18 protein-coding genes are annotated in these 14,307 nt (G+C 48.9%); 1 reads left to right on the top strand and 17 read right to left on the bottom strand.

Translation table 11 applies throughout. From position 1 onward, the window contains the following. Positions 1–163 precede the first annotated feature (163 nt). The 10 genes from FGQ85_RS05725 to FGQ85_RS05680 all read right to left on the bottom strand — a co-directional run bounded on the left by FGQ85_RS05725 (position 164) and on the right by FGQ85_RS05680 (position 9,086). On the bottom strand, positions 164–2,506 hold the full coding sequence (locus FGQ85_RS05725) for a virulence-associated E family protein (RefSeq protein ID WP_138372894.1): 2,343 nt from the start codon (positions 2,504–2,506) through the stop codon (positions 164–166). Next, positions 2,494–2,928, bottom strand: a complete 435-nt coding sequence (locus FGQ85_RS05720) for a DUF4406 domain-containing protein (protein WP_087314829.1) — start codon at positions 2,926–2,928, stop codon at positions 2,494–2,496. Before FGQ85_RS05720 ends, FGQ85_RS05725 begins: the two co-directional genes overlap by 13 nt. Positions 2,929–2,943: 15 nt before the next feature. Then, positions 2,944–4,884 (bottom strand): DNA polymerase, encoded by a 1,941-nt coding sequence (locus FGQ85_RS05715; protein WP_347563058.1) that lies wholly within the window; start codon positions 4,882–4,884, stop codon positions 2,944–2,946. A gap of 75 nt (positions 4,885–4,959) precedes the next feature. Then, complete coding sequence (locus FGQ85_RS05710; protein WP_171027893.1) at positions 4,960–5,523, bottom strand: DUF2815 family protein; 564 nt, start codon at positions 5,521–5,523, stop codon at positions 4,960–4,962. Positions 5,524–5,536: 13 nt separating this feature from the next. Further along, positions 5,537–6,655: a DUF2800 domain-containing protein gene (locus FGQ85_RS05705; protein WP_138372891.1), complete on the bottom strand. Its 1,119-nt coding sequence runs from the start codon at positions 6,653–6,655 to the stop codon at positions 5,537–5,539. Continuing rightward, positions 6,655–7,017: an rRNA biogenesis protein rrp5 gene (locus FGQ85_RS05700; RefSeq protein WP_087314823.1), complete on the bottom strand. Its 363-nt coding sequence runs from the start codon at positions 7,015–7,017 to the stop codon at positions 6,655–6,657. The genes FGQ85_RS05705 and FGQ85_RS05700 overlap by 1 nt, the downstream gene beginning before the upstream one ends. Continuing rightward, complete coding sequence (locus FGQ85_RS05695; protein WP_087371588.1) at positions 7,010–7,210, bottom strand: hypothetical protein; 201 nt, start codon at positions 7,208–7,210, stop codon at positions 7,010–7,012. Before FGQ85_RS05695 ends, FGQ85_RS05700 begins: the two co-directional genes overlap by 8 nt. A gap of 82 nt (positions 7,211–7,292) precedes the next feature. Continuing rightward, on the bottom strand, positions 7,293–7,793 hold the full coding sequence (locus FGQ85_RS05690; RefSeq protein ID WP_243128491.1) for a hypothetical protein: 501 nt from the start codon (positions 7,791–7,793) through the stop codon (positions 7,293–7,295). A gap of 206 nt (positions 7,794–7,999) precedes the next feature. Continuing rightward, positions 8,000–8,203 carry a hypothetical protein gene (locus tag FGQ85_RS05685; RefSeq protein WP_138372890.1) on the bottom strand — a complete coding sequence of 68 codons (204 nt, stop codon included), beginning with the start codon at positions 8,201–8,203 and terminating at the stop codon, positions 8,000–8,002. 73 nt (positions 8,204–8,276) lie between these two features. After that, positions 8,277–9,086 (bottom strand): DUF3825 domain-containing protein, encoded by an 810-nt coding sequence (locus tag FGQ85_RS05680; protein WP_087314817.1) that lies wholly within the window; start codon positions 9,084–9,086, stop codon positions 8,277–8,279. 426 nt (positions 9,087–9,512) lie between these two features. Here FGQ85_RS05680 and FGQ85_RS05675 point away from each other — a divergent pair, with 426 nt between their 5' ends. Next, complete coding sequence (locus tag FGQ85_RS05675) at positions 9,513–9,857, top strand: helix-turn-helix transcriptional regulator (RefSeq protein WP_005947561.1); 345 nt, start codon at positions 9,513–9,515, stop codon at positions 9,855–9,857. A 102-nt stretch (positions 9,858–9,959) separates the two neighbouring features. Here FGQ85_RS05675 and FGQ85_RS05670 read toward each other — a convergent pair whose 3' ends face one another. The 7 genes from FGQ85_RS05670 to FGQ85_RS19120 all read right to left on the bottom strand — a co-directional run bounded on the left by FGQ85_RS05670 (position 9,960) and on the right by FGQ85_RS19120 (position 14,298). After that, positions 9,960–10,295: a hypothetical protein gene (locus FGQ85_RS05670; RefSeq protein WP_087314815.1), complete on the bottom strand. Its 336-nt coding sequence runs from the start codon at positions 10,293–10,295 to the stop codon at positions 9,960–9,962. Between the two features lie 123 nt (positions 10,296–10,418). Then, positions 10,419–10,847, bottom strand: coding sequence for a winged helix-turn-helix domain-containing protein (locus FGQ85_RS05665; protein ID WP_237966220.1), 429 nt, complete (start codon positions 10,845–10,847; stop codon positions 10,419–10,421). Between the two features lie 205 nt (positions 10,848–11,052). Then, positions 11,053–11,139 carry a hypothetical protein gene (locus FGQ85_RS18760; RefSeq protein ID WP_242963639.1) on the bottom strand — a complete coding sequence of 29 codons (87 nt, stop codon included), beginning with the start codon at positions 11,137–11,139 and terminating at the stop codon, positions 11,053–11,055. A gap of 157 nt (positions 11,140–11,296) precedes the next feature. Further along, positions 11,297–12,040 carry an ABC transporter permease gene (locus FGQ85_RS05655; protein ID WP_087314811.1) on the bottom strand — a complete coding sequence of 248 codons (744 nt, stop codon included), beginning with the start codon at positions 12,038–12,040 and terminating at the stop codon, positions 11,297–11,299. Beyond that, positions 12,033–12,761 (bottom strand): ABC transporter ATP-binding protein, encoded by a 729-nt coding sequence (locus tag FGQ85_RS05650; protein WP_087314809.1) that lies wholly within the window; start codon positions 12,759–12,761, stop codon positions 12,033–12,035. The genes FGQ85_RS05655 and FGQ85_RS05650 overlap by 8 nt, the downstream gene beginning before the upstream one ends. A 76-nt stretch (positions 12,762–12,837) precedes the next feature. Beyond that, positions 12,838–13,590 (bottom strand): MerR family transcriptional regulator, encoded by a 753-nt coding sequence (locus tag FGQ85_RS05645; RefSeq protein ID WP_087314807.1) that lies wholly within the window; start codon positions 13,588–13,590, stop codon positions 12,838–12,840. A gap of 108 nt (positions 13,591–13,698) precedes the next feature. Next, the gene (locus tag FGQ85_RS19120) at positions 13,699–14,298 is read right to left on the bottom strand and encodes a hypothetical protein (protein WP_347563054.1); all 600 of its coding nucleotides are present in this window, start codon (positions 14,296–14,298) and stop codon (positions 13,699–13,701) included. Between the last annotated feature and the right edge of the window lie 9 nt (positions 14,299–14,307).

Below are 14,307 nucleotides of genomic sequence, written 5' to 3'. Positions count from 1 at the left end.
AATACGCGCATTCGCCCGTGTGCAGGACGGGTTCTATCATATAAAACTCCATGTTTTTGTCTTTTATAGTTTTTTCTGTCCAGTTGTCCACAAAATTGCAGAAAGCCCTTGTGCTGACTGCGTTTTCCGGCCATGGACAACTCCCGGACAGATGATGGACGGGTCAGGTTGTCCTCGTATATACACGCTGCCGGCCATAGATGGGGAGCATCTGCCGCACCCCGCATTTCTCCCAGCCCTCGATCCGCACCATAATGGCGGATATGGCATAGGAGTCCGAGGGGCGCATCTCCTCCTTGCTTTTGCCGAAGCATTCGCACCAGATCTCGATATTGCTCACGGTCTGGCGCTTCACAGTGCCTTCAACCCGGGTCGGATCGTCAATATCACGGATATACTCCCTGCGCCGGTAATAATCCATGCTGTCCCAATCATCGGGGAGGAGCATATCCAGATAATTCCGCACGATGCCCTCACGGTCGTCCTGCTCCATCGCTTCCCGCTGTTCCTGCCTGGCGTAAGCCTCAAGGTCAGCATCAAGATACAGCTTTTCTCCCGACCTGGCGATCTCGGCGACCTCCGCCCATATCTGCTGAACCACCTCGGCGGTCATCTCCCAAGGCTTGCACTTTCCCTGGCCGGTAACCTTGACGTTCCAGAACCTGCGGTTGCCGGTAATGTCGCGGAGATACCCGTTCTCGCTGTTGGTCGTGCCGAAGAACACGCATTGCCTTGGGTGCGGAGTCACCCTCCGCCCAAAACTGGCACGGTATTTGTCGTCCTGCCTGGAAATAAAGGCTTTGACCTTGTCGATGTCCGCCTTTCTCATGCCCGCAAGCTCGCCGATCTCCAGAATCCAGTACCCCTGCAGTTTCTCAGCGGCTGTTTTGTCGTTCATGTCAGAAAGGGCAAGGCTGTCCGAGAACCATTCCCCGCCCAGAGAGGAAATCAGGGTGCTTTTGCCAATGCCCTGAGCCCCATTTAAAACAATCATGTTGTCAAACTTGATGCCGGGATAATGTACCCTCATATACGCCGCACACAGCGACTTCCTGGTGACCGCCCTGACATAGCGGTTGTCCTCCGCACCGAGATAATCGATCAGCACGGTCTCTGCCCGCCTGACCTTATCCCATGGCGGAAGGGACTCGAACATTTCCCGGATAGGGTGATAGGAACGGTCGTCCGTCACTTTAGTAACCGCAATGCGGTAGTTACGTTCTGAAAACGAGCCATAATGGGAATCCACGAAACTGATGAGCTGCGCATCATCCGCATCGCGCCAGAACCTTGCCGGATGTTTCCATGGCACCTCGCCCTTGATCTCCAAGCCGTCTGCCAGCTGATTGAACACAATGCCCTTGAGGTTGGGGTCATTCTCCATGATCAGGGTGATGTTGTGGAGGTTGTTTTTTAGCACCATAGAACGAGGCTCATACTCCAGCTTTTTCTTCCAGGTATCGTCCCCGTCCGTGAAACAGAAGTCCGTTTCTGCCGCCTGCTGCTTTTTCTCAAGGAGCAGCATTTTGACCGTCTCGTCCCTGCTGGCAAAATCCGCCATCGCACGGAACGTCTTCTTCTCGTCCTCATCGCCAAAGAGATGGATGCGAACAATGTCAAAGGCGCTGCACAGCTTCAGATATGCCGGGTCTTTGGCGTGGTGGCTGTATACAAATTTGCCGCCCTCCTTGATCTCCACACCCGGCTGGCTGCTCGACTCCTTAAAGCGGTAGCGTGTCCCATCCGCTGAAAGCTCATAAATGTCACTCAGGAATTTTTCCATGGCGAGGTTTATAGGAAAGTAGGCGTTATTGAAAACTCCAACAATACCTTCCTTTTCCAGCGGATCTGCCTGTTTCTTATCCCCGATCCCCTTCGCCCGGCTCTCCCTGGAGGAGGTAGGCAGCCTGGTAGGGTCTGTCCATTCTGGATGCGCCGACAGGATTTCGTCCGGGTCAAGCCACGGCCCGTCCGTCTCCTTATAGACAAACTCCCCGTTGGCCGGTGTGCTGGGCCAGTACATGAGCTGGTTGGGCAGGTAGGAGCATTCATCAAAATAGTCCATGCCCAGGGACTGGGCCAGGTATCTTGCCACCGCCACATACTCCTCCGGCGTTACATCCCTCGTCAGGGGAACCAGTATCCGCACCCGCGGCGTCTCCGGCGTGTGGCTGTGGGTGCTGTAGAGGATGGAGGTGTAGGGAACCCAGCGTTCATAGTCCTCCAGGAATTCCGCCTCGATCCGGTCCCCGTCCAGCGTTACCATGGACCGGGAGACCACCGTGTCGATCTTGCGCCTCCCGTCCTTTAGCACGCCAGCTACAATGCCGCCGTGGTCCTTCGCGGCGTCCCGTTTCGACCTGGGGAGCCGGGCGTATTCCTCTGCGGACTCCGTTGTGCGGATTGTCACTTTCAGCCGTTCCTTCAAAGCGGAGAGTTCGATCTTCTTGTTCGTCAACTGTTTCGTGCTGCGGCTGTTGGCGCAGGCAATGTTTAATTCGCGCATGGCATCTCCTCCAATTCCTCCGTAAAATACCGCACCGGTATGTTCTTCTTTTCCGCTTTCGCAATCTCTGCCCGCATCCCCGATGATATGACGCTGCCGAACACCCACACCTGCTCACATTTTGTGAGCAGCACCATTCCCATGAACAGGGCAAGTTCCCGCTCTGCTGGGACGGCGTCATCCATGAACTGCGGATAGAGCAGGTGAGGGGTAATGGGAATACAGGTATTCCGTACCGCAAAGCGGCTGTATGCCCTTGCCATGTTCACGTTCCGTTCCACATCACCAGCGTAGGGAGAGCATATATAGACCAGAGGCCGGTATACACGCCTTGCCGATTTTTCCGCTTTCTCAATATTGACAAGGGCTTCATAGACCGTTGGGTCATAGTAGCCCTCGCTGTTATATTTGTTAATACCCATAGGCTGCACCTCCTTCTAATCCTTCTGATAAAACTCGCATTCGTATCCGTCCGCCCGGAGCTTCAGCCCTTTCGCCCAGGGCGGCGTCCTTCCCATCTGTTCGCACACCGCTGCAACCGACATCCGTCGGTCGGCCTCGATGATAATCTCGTCATGCACATGGGCGACAATGGAGCAGTTTTTTAAGGTCTGCATGGCATAGCAAAGAATATCGCGGGCGGTACCCTGGACGATGTTCTCTACAAACTTGGGGCCATAGCTTTCCAGCCGTTCCCATTTCTTCGTACCGCCCACACCCATGTAAGTCACCGACTCCCCGCCAAACTGGTTCTCTCCGATCCTCGGTTTCACATAGGCAAGCCGCCGGCCGGAAGGAAGCGTGATAAAGAGCATAGCACTCCGGTAATCAAAATGGAGCCCGTGTGTCTCCGTGGGGACTCTCTGCCTGATACAGTCCTTCACTGCCCGGTCTACATCCCACCAGAAACGGACGATATTGGGATTTGCCTCTCTCCAGCTGTCCACCAGGGGCTGCAGTTCCTCCTCCGTCATTCCTGCCTCCAATGCACCCATTGCTTTCAGCGCACCGACGCTTCCGCCGTACCCGCAGGATAAAGTGGCTTGTTTCCCCTTTTGACGCAACTCTGCGTTCTCCCCATGCTTTTCCACCCTGCAGTGGAACATACGGGCAGCAGTCTCACAGTAAATGTCTCCGCCTTTTTCAAAGACCTCCAATACCCATTTCTCTCCAGCGAACCAGGCCAGTACCCTTGCTTCGATGGCGGAGAAATCCGCTACGATGAGTTTCCTGCCATCCTGCGGCACAAATGCCGTGCGGATCAACTGTGATAGGGTATCTGGGATATCTTCGTAGAGCAAGGAAAGGGCTTCGTAATTACCACTCCGCACCAGAGCCCGTGCCTGTGCCAGATCTGGCATGGTATTCTTATACAGATTTTGCAACTGGATCAGCCGCCCGGAGAACCGGCCGGTGCGGTTGGCCCCGTAAAACTGGAACATTCCATGGGCCCGGCTGTCGGCGCAGACCGCGTTCTCCATTGCCGTGTATTTCTTCACGCTGCTCTTAGCGAGCTGCTGCCGGAGGGAGAGAACCTCCCGGAGCGGCCCCGGCGCGGTCTTAAGCAATTCCGCCACTGCCTTTTTCCCCAGGGTGTCCGTTTCCAGCCCGTGGTCTGCCAGCCACTGTTTCATCTGCTGTACGGAATTCGGGTTTTCCAGTTCCGTCAGTTCCCGCATAGCGGCGGTCAGCCGTTCACGGGAACGGGCATCCATGGCGATGGCCTGCCGGACCAGTTCCATATCCACGCCGATTCCCCGGTCATTGATCTCCTGGTCGAGATGGTATTCTTCCCAGATGGTATCCGGTACCGGAAAATTGGAGAGCCTTTTCTGTATCTGCATTTCCGTCTCCACATCCCGGAGGTTATATGCCTTGAACCGTTCCCATTTCTCCGGGTCATGCTCCGGCAAGTTCCGCATCCTGCCTCCGTTTGCTTTGGTCGGTCTGCAGGGGACACAGAAATAGCGGATCAGGTCTTTGCCCTCCGTCAACTTCTGCTTCTCCAGCCCCAGCACTACGCCCACGCTTTCCAGGGAACGGGGAAGGCCCAGTGTTGAGGCCCACACCATAGAGCAGCGCCAGGATTCCGGAGCAAGATAGTCACCGGCCGGATAGCCGAGGAGCCGTGAGAGACAAATCCGTTCAAATTGCGAGTTGTATGACCACTTCTCTACAGTTTCATCTTCCAGCGCATCCAGAATCTCTTGCGGGAGTTTCTCCCCACAGGCAAGGTCGGTCACCTGTACCGCCCCGCCATCGATGGAATATGCGGCAAGCAGGATTTCAAAATCTTCGCTCTCGCAGTATCGGTACACCCCACATTTCGTAAGATCCACACTGCTGTACGTTTCCAAATCCCATGATATAGATTTCAAGTTTATCATCTCCCTTCACCGCCTTAAGGGCGGCAGGGGTATTCCCCCGCCACCCGATATCGGCAGTTTCATGCGTCAGGAGAGGAAATCCTCATCCTCCTCTGCAAAATCATCCTCCGGACGGGACTTTCCGCCTAACGGTTCTCCGTCCCGGATCTTCTGCAGGTTATTCAGCCCACAGGCAATCCCTTTATTTCCATTGGAATTGAAGGCATAGAAGTTGATGCTCGCCCTGCCGTACACACCGCTGTAAACCTCGGAAGTATCCAGGATCGGCTGGCGGTCCGCATCCACAATGCCCGGAGCCGTGGCGCTGTTAGCATTGACGAAATAGGCGTTTGCGTAGGCTTCATCGTCCGGGCGTTCCGCATCCCCGTCACGGAGCGGCGTCTTTAGGACGGAAAGTGCCGGGACACTCCTGCCATTGCCCTTCAACTTTGCCTCGCCTTCTTTGTAGGCGGCTTCGATGGCTGCCTTAATCTTATTGATGGTCACTGTATCCGACTTAGGGATGATCAGGCTGACACTGTATTTTGGAGTGCCACCGTTGATAGACTTGGGCTGCCATACGTTGCAGTAGCTCCATCTGGTATTGGGGCCGGTAATCACTTTCATCGGGTTCTTGACTTTATTTGACATTCTGATTTCCTCCTCAATCTTTAAAATCATTCTGTGCTGTATTCATAGGCTGCCGTTTATCGGACAATGGCACAAGGACGGGCTTGCCCTGGGGCTTTTCAATCAGTCCTCCCAGCAGCTCGTCAAATTTCTTTTTGCCTAAGAGCTTCTGCATCTCCGTAAGGCCAAGTATCTTTTTGGCGTAGGGGTCGTATCCTGCCTGAGAAACGGCGTCGGCCACCGCCTCCTCGCTGGTGTACCGGCGGTTGGAGCGTCCCTCCACCACTTTATAGCCGGGATACTCCGTCCCGCTGAGTGCCTGCCGGAGCGCGTATTCCTTCACATCCGCAGCCCAGACAGCCAGTTCATCCGCCTTGTCCAGGATGGCGGCAATCTCCGCGTCCTCCAATGTGTCTGGCATCTCAAAATCGTATTTCGCCAGTTCCAGGTTGTACTCCGCCCGTTTCCGGCAGACCGCCTTTGCCTTGCAAAACCGGCACCAGTCCCCGCAGGCAAACTCCCCGCCGCCCTCATAGGCCAGCTTCGCCTTATAAGTCAGGTCGTTGCAGGCCCACTGCAAAAGGTCATCTTTCGCCATGATGCTGACACTCACGTTATCCCGGCGCGGCTGGAAGATGGTCATGCGGACGGTATCAATGTCATAGATGCCGTCAAACAGTTCCAGAGCGCCCAGGGCATACAGCATCATCTGGGGATTCTCTACCGCGGATACCTCCACGCCTTTCCCGTGCTTATAATCCACGATGTCCAGGGTGCCGTCTGCAATGATGACGCAGTCGCCGGTTCCGAAGCCGTCTTTGACGAAACGGGAAAAGTCCAGCCGCTGCTCAATCAGCACCACCGGGTCTTTGCAGGATTTCTTTGCGCCTTCCACCAGTTCCAGCACATAGGCCGCATAGTCCAAAGCGCACTGCTCCATTTCCTCGTTGTAGAAGGAAAGGTTCTCCGTTGGGTCTGCGGCATCCATGCCCAGCGCCTGTTTTAGCCTGTATTCGCACAGGCTGTGGGCGTCCGTCCCTTCCTGGGCGTATTCGCTGCCTGTGTCCTCATACTTCTCGCAAAGCCTCGCGGAGGGTGGGCAGTTCAGCCACCGGTGGCTGGAGGAAGCGGAAAGCAATGCGTGTTTTCCCATCACAGCACCTCCGCTTCCGCAAGGAGCGCCGGGTACTCCGCCGGGTCAATGTCCGACAGCTTATCGGCACCATGCTTGATCAGGAGCGCCTTTACTTCCGATGTGTGTCCGGCACGGGACTTCTCTGCCAGAGCCGCCCGCACCTGTTCCAGCGTCAGCGGCTTTGGCTCTGGCTTCTCCACTGGTGGCTCCACTTGCTTTGCAGCATTTTTCTTTTCTGGTTTCTGAGCCGGCTTTTCCTCCGTGGTTTGGTCCGGCTGCTCCTGTCCGCCCTGTGCGACAGCGTCCGCCACCGCCTGCAAACTGTCTGCCAGGGAACGGAGATCGGATACCACGTCCAGAAGAAGTTTCATCTTACTCATGCGCCAGCCCTCCTTCCGCAACCTCCCGGATGGACAGTTCTTCCACCGTACTGCCCGGAACGATGACCGTCAGCCTGACCTTGTCGCCCAGCAGAAAACGCATGAACCGCTCCCGCACAGACACATTCCGCACACTGACCGCACCACTGTTCACAGGCTTTTTTGAAACACGGATCTGCAATGTGTGTTTCATCTCATCACCTCTGCTTTCTGAAGGACGGTATCGGGATGTCCTTCAACATACGGAGATTGGAAGGCTGTTTTGAGGGGGTATCTCAGAAATATTTCAAAAACTTTTTTCTGGCCCCTTCGATGGATTCCCGGATGGACTTGATATCCTTGCCCTCCCTGCGGGCGATCTCCCGGAGGGATACCCCTTCGGCCAGCATCAGCAGCCTGCGCCGCTGTACTTCTGAGAGCTGCTCGAACGCCTTTTTGATCCGCTGGTTTTCAACCTGCAGAAAAAGTTCTGTCTCCGGAGTACTGCCGTCCGCATAATCCTCGCCTTCATATTCCGCCGCATCCAGGGAATAGCAATGGTACCGCTCCTTCCGGTCCTGATTGCTTTCCTCCCGTCTGGAATCCAGAATCAAGTTTCCGATTTCTTCTCTGACCTCTACGTCAGAAGTCTCACCATTTGCAAATGTGTAATTGATTTTCAATTTGCCGTTCTCCTTTCGGAGCCCGGCAGGCGGCACCTGAGCCGCTAAAATAAAAAAGAGCCTGACAAGCAGCACAAAAGTGCCGCTTGCCAGGCTCAATGTCGTCTCCATCATCTTTCAGATGGTATCATGAGGGTTTAACCGATAACTAAGGAATGAAATTTCCCCCTCGTGCATCATGCTCAAACAAACGAATGATCCTTGTCCCGATTTAGCTATCCGTTTCCCTATCCCATATACATTCCTTATGGGACTTGCCGTATTACCGTAGCGCCTCGGTCAGCTCCCTGCGTAAACATTTGGAGCGAATCAGATTTCCTCTATTCAGTTTTAATTACCCCGATTTCTGAACTGCAATGCCTGCACTTTATCACGAAATCGGGATTACAGTTCCTTGTCGGGGTAACCAACTGTGCTTTTGTATTTACAGATGCATCCAATAGCCTGTGTCCGCATTTTGGACATAGAATGGATCTCCTTTTCTTCTCTAGTCCATTGGCCTGTACCTCCTTCTTTCTTTGCATATCACATACACTCCTTTCTTGGCTGCTATCCGGCATTCAGGGGTAGGGAGTATATGAATCATCTTGATTCCTTTTATTTTACAAGTTCTGTCAGCCAGGGAGCTATCGGCCTTGATATTACTCTGGCATTCAAATAAGCCATTTCCAGTGTCAGGCATGTATTACCCAAATAATATCCTTCCATAACTGTCAGTGTCAGGGCAAGATCAGGCTTTTTCTCATTCGTCAGATATATCGGGAGAAGATACTGCATCTTTCCCTGATACCCTTGCGGCACTATAAGCCCCGGCTCAACTACTGTCTTTCTCCTGCCAAGTTCCACTGCCGTTTCAAATAAAAGTGGCAGATTCCTGGCTTTACGGATTTTCGCTGGAATACGCTCCAGATTTTCTGTGTCTCCCAATATGTGTTCCACGTTGACCCTGATAGGCCAGTCTGGTTGAAAACCTGCGCCGTTCTGCGCCATATAGTAGGAGGGCATCTGCGGCAATGGCTGCACATATTTCAGAAACGGTGACAGTTCATCGCAGAATCCCCTGAAGTACCAATCTTTCATCGAAGTCTTTTTATGGTTCCGATCAAAGCAGGCATAAATCCCTTTGTATCGGGATGTGTATAATCCTGTATGAAAACAGGCACACTCATTTTCCACATGAAAATAACCTGCCGCTTTCCTGGCATCCCTTTCTGAATTAAAATCAATGCTCTGCTTTCGGAAAACAATATGTATGTACCGCTCCAGTATGGGGGTATCCTCATTTTTCGTCTTATAAATTGGCTTCTTGAACCGCCATGGCTCCGGCAGAGCCAGTTTCGACAACTCATCCAATTGTCCGTACCAGTCCGGCACATAAGCAAAATCAAATAAATCCGTTTCTATCATTCTTATGTTCCTTTCATAACAATCTGTATTTTCCACCGTCCAATCTCTTCCAATGGCACTCTATCTCATGTATTCATATAACTGACTATTATTTCTATGGTCCCATTTCTTCCTCACTCCTTTCCCGTGTCCCATACTCCCTGAAATACAAAATAGGGAAAAGGCGTTCCTGCAGACACCACTGCATTCACGCCTTTTCCCTATGTGAGATAATAATTTTGTGGAAGTATGGCTCTTCCATACTATTGATGGTGCAGTTCTCTACGGATACTGCCTGAATTTTTTTAACCGTAAAACCACTCCTCTATCCATCAAAAACATCTCCATTCTTCCAGCAAGTATGGTTGTACCATTCTCAAAAAGTCTTGTATCGCCATTTTTACTTTTCAAAGGTATGGCACTAACATACTTACAGGAGGTGATATCATGGCTATTCATCCAAGACAGTTCGGCATCGTGCTGAAAAATGCACGAATGGATAAAAAACTCACACAAGCAGAATTAGCTGAAATACTGGATATTTCTTTACCATATCTCAAAGACCTGGAGCGCTTCCGGAACAATCCGAGCTACGATGTCTTCGAAAAAGTAATCCGCTACTTCAACCTGTCAGCAGATACTGTTATCTATCCAAACGAGAATCTGACCAATACTACATATCAGCAGATTGAGCGTCTACTTACACGCTGTGATGAAGGGCAACTCCGTGTCATCCTTGCCACCACAGAAGCGTTGCTGTCCGAGAGTGAAATGCCTTCAGATTCAGAGTAACAGATAAAGGCGGTATTCAGGCGGTGTTTACATCACATTTTTCCTGTAATTTTCAAGGCTCATCCCTGCACCGGAATCCTCCTGCAAAAATGAGCCTTTTCGTCACTGTATCTGTTTAATCAATTCCTCTGGAGATATCTCCTGCCGGAAAAGTCCCAGACCGCTTAATAGAAGGATGCAGTCTACATATCCTTGACAGTATGCCTTCTGCCCCTCCATAGAATTCATATCTTCCAGCTTTGCCATCCACTCCAACAGCGTTTGCCACTGATCTTCAGGAAGACTACGAACTATCTCCTCACACGTTTCACGCATCTCCTCTAATTCCTGCTGTGTATCTCTATATCCCGGCACCTCAACTGCGGTGTCCCTCGTCACATTTTCACAACGAAGCTTATTCAAAAAACATCCAACCTGTTCCCATACTTTGTTCTGCATATTCCATTCCTCCAGTCTGCTAATTATTATTAATATATCCGCAGATATTACACCATACCAAACCCTACTCGTTCCTAAAAAAGGAATAGGCAGCATTCCAAGCGTTACGCTTCAGAACACTGCCTATTCCTTTTTTACCATATTCATTCGATAACCAACCCCTCGTACAGTCTGGATATACTCAGGCCGGCTAGGGTCATCTTCAATTTTCTTTCGAAGGCGGCGGATATGGGAAGTGATGTTGCTGTCATCCCGGAGATACTCCCCATTCCAGACGAAGTTATAAATTTGTTCTTTAGAAAGAATGCTACCTTGATGAAGAGCCAGTACATATAGAATTCGGAACTCAATATTTGTCAGTCTCACTTCCTGATCTCGTTTCAAAACTTTATGCTGCTCCGACTGAATATATAATTCGCCGATTCGCATTGGTTCCTGCTCTTTTAATAATGTTTTATCCACACAAATATCTGATTCTCCTACGATTTTCATTATTTTGTCATATATAATTTTTTCTGATTCATCCAACGAAAGTACAATCAGCTTTCCCACATACTCACCTCGCTGTGCCGCTAAAATCATAAGAACAAAATTGCAGTTTCTATTTTATCTTCTCTTTTTGCTCTATAGCCTGGAGTTCAAAATAATTTTTAAACCTTTGTTGTCCAAATACTTTGTCTATATTTCCTTAATCAAATTCAGACTCAGGTCCATACTTTTCAATGCCTGTATCTTCCCCGCAATTAGCGGCAGCCCTTCACTGTAATATCTGTAACCCTATAAGCTCATCTACCTGCTCCGGAATCAACAGACCAATTTCATTATAATGCCTCAACATGTAGATACTGATTTGAAATAGGACTGAAAATTGTCCTATTTTAACAAAGAAACCACCTGCTCTTCATTATAAAACTTCACATTATACGAGAGTCAAACGACTCTCGTACTTTGGTAGGTGGCAATTTAAATTGTCATTAGAAAGTTAAATACAAATTCCGTATCTATTCCCATTTGAAAAAACGTATGGCAATACCTCCACAGACCACTGTGACCACCGCCATGATTGCAATTGGAAACCAGACTGATTCTAACGGTAGGCCCAACGAAGTTGCTTTCAGCAACTTAATTCCCTGTGTCAAAGGCAAAACATCTGCAATTTTCTGCAATGCAGACGGCATCACTTCATAAGGTAAGGTTGCCCCTGAAAAAATGAGCATCGGAAAATACAGGAGGCTGGCAGCCACACTGGCTGTTTTCGTATCAGGCGCAACACCTCCTACCATAAGTCCGATGCTGAACATCGAAAACATCACCAGAAGATACATGAACAAGAAAATTCCTATCGATCCGTTGAACCTGCATCCAAAAAAGATGGACAAAACTCCAAAAACAAGGCACAAGGACAGCAACGAGTAGATTGCATAAATCGTCACCCACACTGCGAGCAGAAATGCCGGACTTGTAGGCGTAACTTTATATCTTTTTAATATCTTTTTCTGACGATAATCGGAAATCAACAGCGGAAGCCCCATCACACCACCTGCACAAATCGCAATGGTCGATAATGCCCCGAAGGACTGTTCCAAAAAGGTATATTTTACTTCGGGAGCCGCTGTTTTTGCTCCATAAATGACTCCCAAAATTACAGCAACCACTACCGGCATACAGAGAGCAAAAATAACCATGTCCATTCCCCGGAAGGATAACTTCAGTTCTGTTTTCAACATTGTAAAAAATTTATTCATTGTCTTCTTCCTCCTCTCCAGTAAACCACAAATACGCATCTTCCAATTTCTCATAGGGACTTAATGCCACCGCTTCTTCCACAGTCCCTTCAAAGGCGAATCCGCCATCCTTCAGGATACCAATCCGGTCACAGAGAATTTCCACCTCGTCCATGAAATGAGAAGACAGAAATATTGTCAGGCCATGTTTCTTTAACTCCTGCAGGCTTTTCCAAACACCTCTTCTCGCTTTTGTATCAAGCCCTGTGGTAAGCTCATCCAAAAAGACCACCCTAGGATTAGGGATAAGAGACAACACAATGAATAATCTTTGCTTCTGACCTCCAGATAACTCGTTTACAAAAGCGTTTTCCTTATCTGCCAGACCAAATTTGTGCAGCAACTCTTTATATGCCAGTGGATACCTATAAAGGCAGATCGTTTCCTCACACAATTCTTTTACCTTGATCTTGTCTGGATAATTTGCTTCCTGGAACTGTACCCCAACCTGCTTAAAAAGTTGCTTTCGCTCCGTCCACGGGTCTAGCCCCAAAATGCGAACCGTTCCCGAATCCGCTTTCTTTGTCCCAAGGATACATTCTATTGTAGTACTCTTGCCTACGCCATTTGCTCCAAGCAGACCGTACACTTCACCCGCAGCAACTGAGAAGCTGAGATTCTCAATCACTTTCTTTCCATCATAAGATTTACTCAGCCCGGAAATTTGGATTGTTTTTTCCATTTCGTATGCCTCCTTATTTTAATTCTGAAATAAAGATTAGCATCCAATCCAACTATGGTGGGTAACTGTAGGGTTTTTATTCTGATATTTTTTTCATCTTCTCAATCTGACAAGTTACATAAAAAGCATTGTTTTTTGCCTCATTCAATGAAGTCAATAGCTTATCGCAAGCCCTTATGATATCATCATCTTCCTTTGGTGTATTAATAGCTATTCGGATATTAGTTTGCGGATCATCCGATAAGGCCTGAAGCATTCTTAAAATAGCAGAGAGAGAATAGTTTGCACAACGAAGAGAGCGTATAATTTTCAAGCGAAGCATATCTTCTTCTGTGTACACTCGGTATCTGTTTTCAGTTCGCTTGATGGTAAACAGACCATTCAGCTCCCAATTTCTTAATGTATCGATCGTTACCCCTAATATATCTGCTGCTTCCTTTCTTCTATATGTCCTCTGCACTCCAACATTGCTTTCACTCATACCCGATAAAATACTATGGGTAATCCGTATCGCTTCTTCTGCATTGGCTTTTTCGATGTCTATCTGAGCAATGTATCGCCTGGTCAATTCCATAGCTTTCTCATAATTCCTCAAAGCAGAAACCTTAATAATGTCAACCGCTTGTTTACGAAGTCCATTTTGAAGAACTTCCACCTGGAGAGCCGCCCGCGCTAATTTAAATTGTTCGATATGCAGGTCAGTAAATACCCGGTAACCATTCTCTAACCGCTCTGGTTTTGGAATTAAACCGCACTTTTCATATAAACGTACCGTATTTACATGTATGCCGATTATCCTTGCTATGTCTATTGTCTTATATGTATTCATTCAACGCACCTCCATCCCTCATTATGTCATATTTTATAAGTCTGGTGTTATAATGTAGGGTTTTTTAGTTTACCGTAGAATGCCCTGAATAGCAAGTTTATTCTCAGTCTATCTAAATATTGGTTCAATATATGTTTTGATTAAGTCTATCCTATCCCTTATCTTTGGCACAAAAAGCGCAGAAGATGACACAACTATTTTATCTTTTGTATTCACATAAATTATATTTCCTCCATCCCCCATCGCTGCATAACCATCTTCATTTACCCACCATAAATATCCATACGATAAATCATGTTTCTTCCATCGGCTATGCTCTCTCGTACTTTCTTCCACCCATTTTTCTGATACAATTCGTTTTCCGTTCCATATGCCTTTATTCAAATATAACTGACCAATTTTTGCCATATCCATAGGGGAAAGTGTAAGTCCCCAACCCGCTGTATGAATCCCTAATGAGTCCCGTACCCATCCGCTGGTATCTATAGATTCATTAAATGCCAGTTGTTCCTCCTTGCTTTTAAACATCAAATCTCCATCTACATGAATTTCTAATGGTGAAAATAAATTTTCATCTGCAAACTCAAATACTGACTGCCCTGTTGCTTTTACTAATATTCCTGAAAAAATATCCGGACCAATCAGAGGTGCATATCGGAATGTTCCGATCTTCCCCCGGCCCCCTAGCTGGTCTAAAGAAAATTTCACCCAATCCTC

Origin of the sequence: Pseudoflavonifractor sp. BSD2780061688st1 E11 (assembly GCF_005844125.1) — a bacterium.
In the GTDB taxonomy this organism is placed as follows: Bacteria; Bacillota; Clostridia; order Lachnospirales; family Lachnospiraceae; genus Sellimonas; species Sellimonas catena.
This window is presented reverse-complemented; position numbering and strand designations above follow the sequence as displayed.

Coding starts and splice junctions, on each gene's coding strand:
- FGQ85_RS05725 (WP_138372894.1), bottom strand. CDS start 2,506: ATGCGCGAATTAAACATTGCCTGCGCCAACAGCCGCAGCACGAAACAG.
- FGQ85_RS05720 (WP_087314829.1), bottom strand. CDS start 2,928: ATGGGTATTAACAAATATAACAGCGAGGGCTACTATGACCCAACGGTC.
- FGQ85_RS05710 (WP_171027893.1), bottom strand. CDS start 5,523: ATGTCAAATAAAGTCAAGAACCCGATGAAAGTGATTACCGGCCCCAAT.
- FGQ85_RS05705 (WP_138372891.1), bottom strand. CDS start 6,655: ATGGGAAAACACGCATTGCTTTCCGCTTCCTCCAGCCACCGGTGGCTG.
- FGQ85_RS05700 (WP_087314823.1), bottom strand. CDS start 7,017: ATGAGTAAGATGAAACTTCTTCTGGACGTGGTATCCGATCTCCGTTCC.
- FGQ85_RS05695 (WP_087371588.1), bottom strand. CDS start 7,210: ATGAAACACACATTGCAGATCCGTGTTTCAAAAAAGCCTGTGAACAGT.
- FGQ85_RS05690 (WP_243128491.1), bottom strand. CDS start 7,793: ATGATGGAGACGACATTGAGCCTGGCAAGCGGCACTTTTGTGCTGCTT.
- FGQ85_RS05685 (WP_138372890.1), bottom strand. CDS start 8,203: ATGCAAAGAAAGAAGGAGGTACAGGCCAATGGACTAGAGAAGAAAAGG.
- FGQ85_RS05680 (WP_087314817.1), bottom strand. CDS start 9,086: ATGATAGAAACGGATTTATTTGATTTTGCTTATGTGCCGGACTGGTAC.
- FGQ85_RS05675 (WP_005947561.1), top strand. CDS start 9,513: ATGGCTATTCATCCAAGACAGTTCGGCATCGTGCTGAAAAATGCACGA.
- FGQ85_RS05670 (WP_087314815.1), bottom strand. CDS start 10,295: ATGCAGAACAAAGTATGGGAACAGGTTGGATGTTTTTTGAATAAGCTT.
- FGQ85_RS05655 (WP_087314811.1), bottom strand. CDS start 12,040: ATGAATAAATTTTTTACAATGTTGAAAACAGAACTGAAGTTATCCTTC.
- FGQ85_RS05650 (WP_087314809.1), bottom strand. CDS start 12,761: ATGGAAAAAACAATCCAAATTTCCGGGCTGAGTAAATCTTATGATGGA.
- FGQ85_RS05645 (WP_087314807.1), bottom strand. CDS start 13,590: ATGAATACATATAAGACAATAGACATAGCAAGGATAATCGGCATACAT.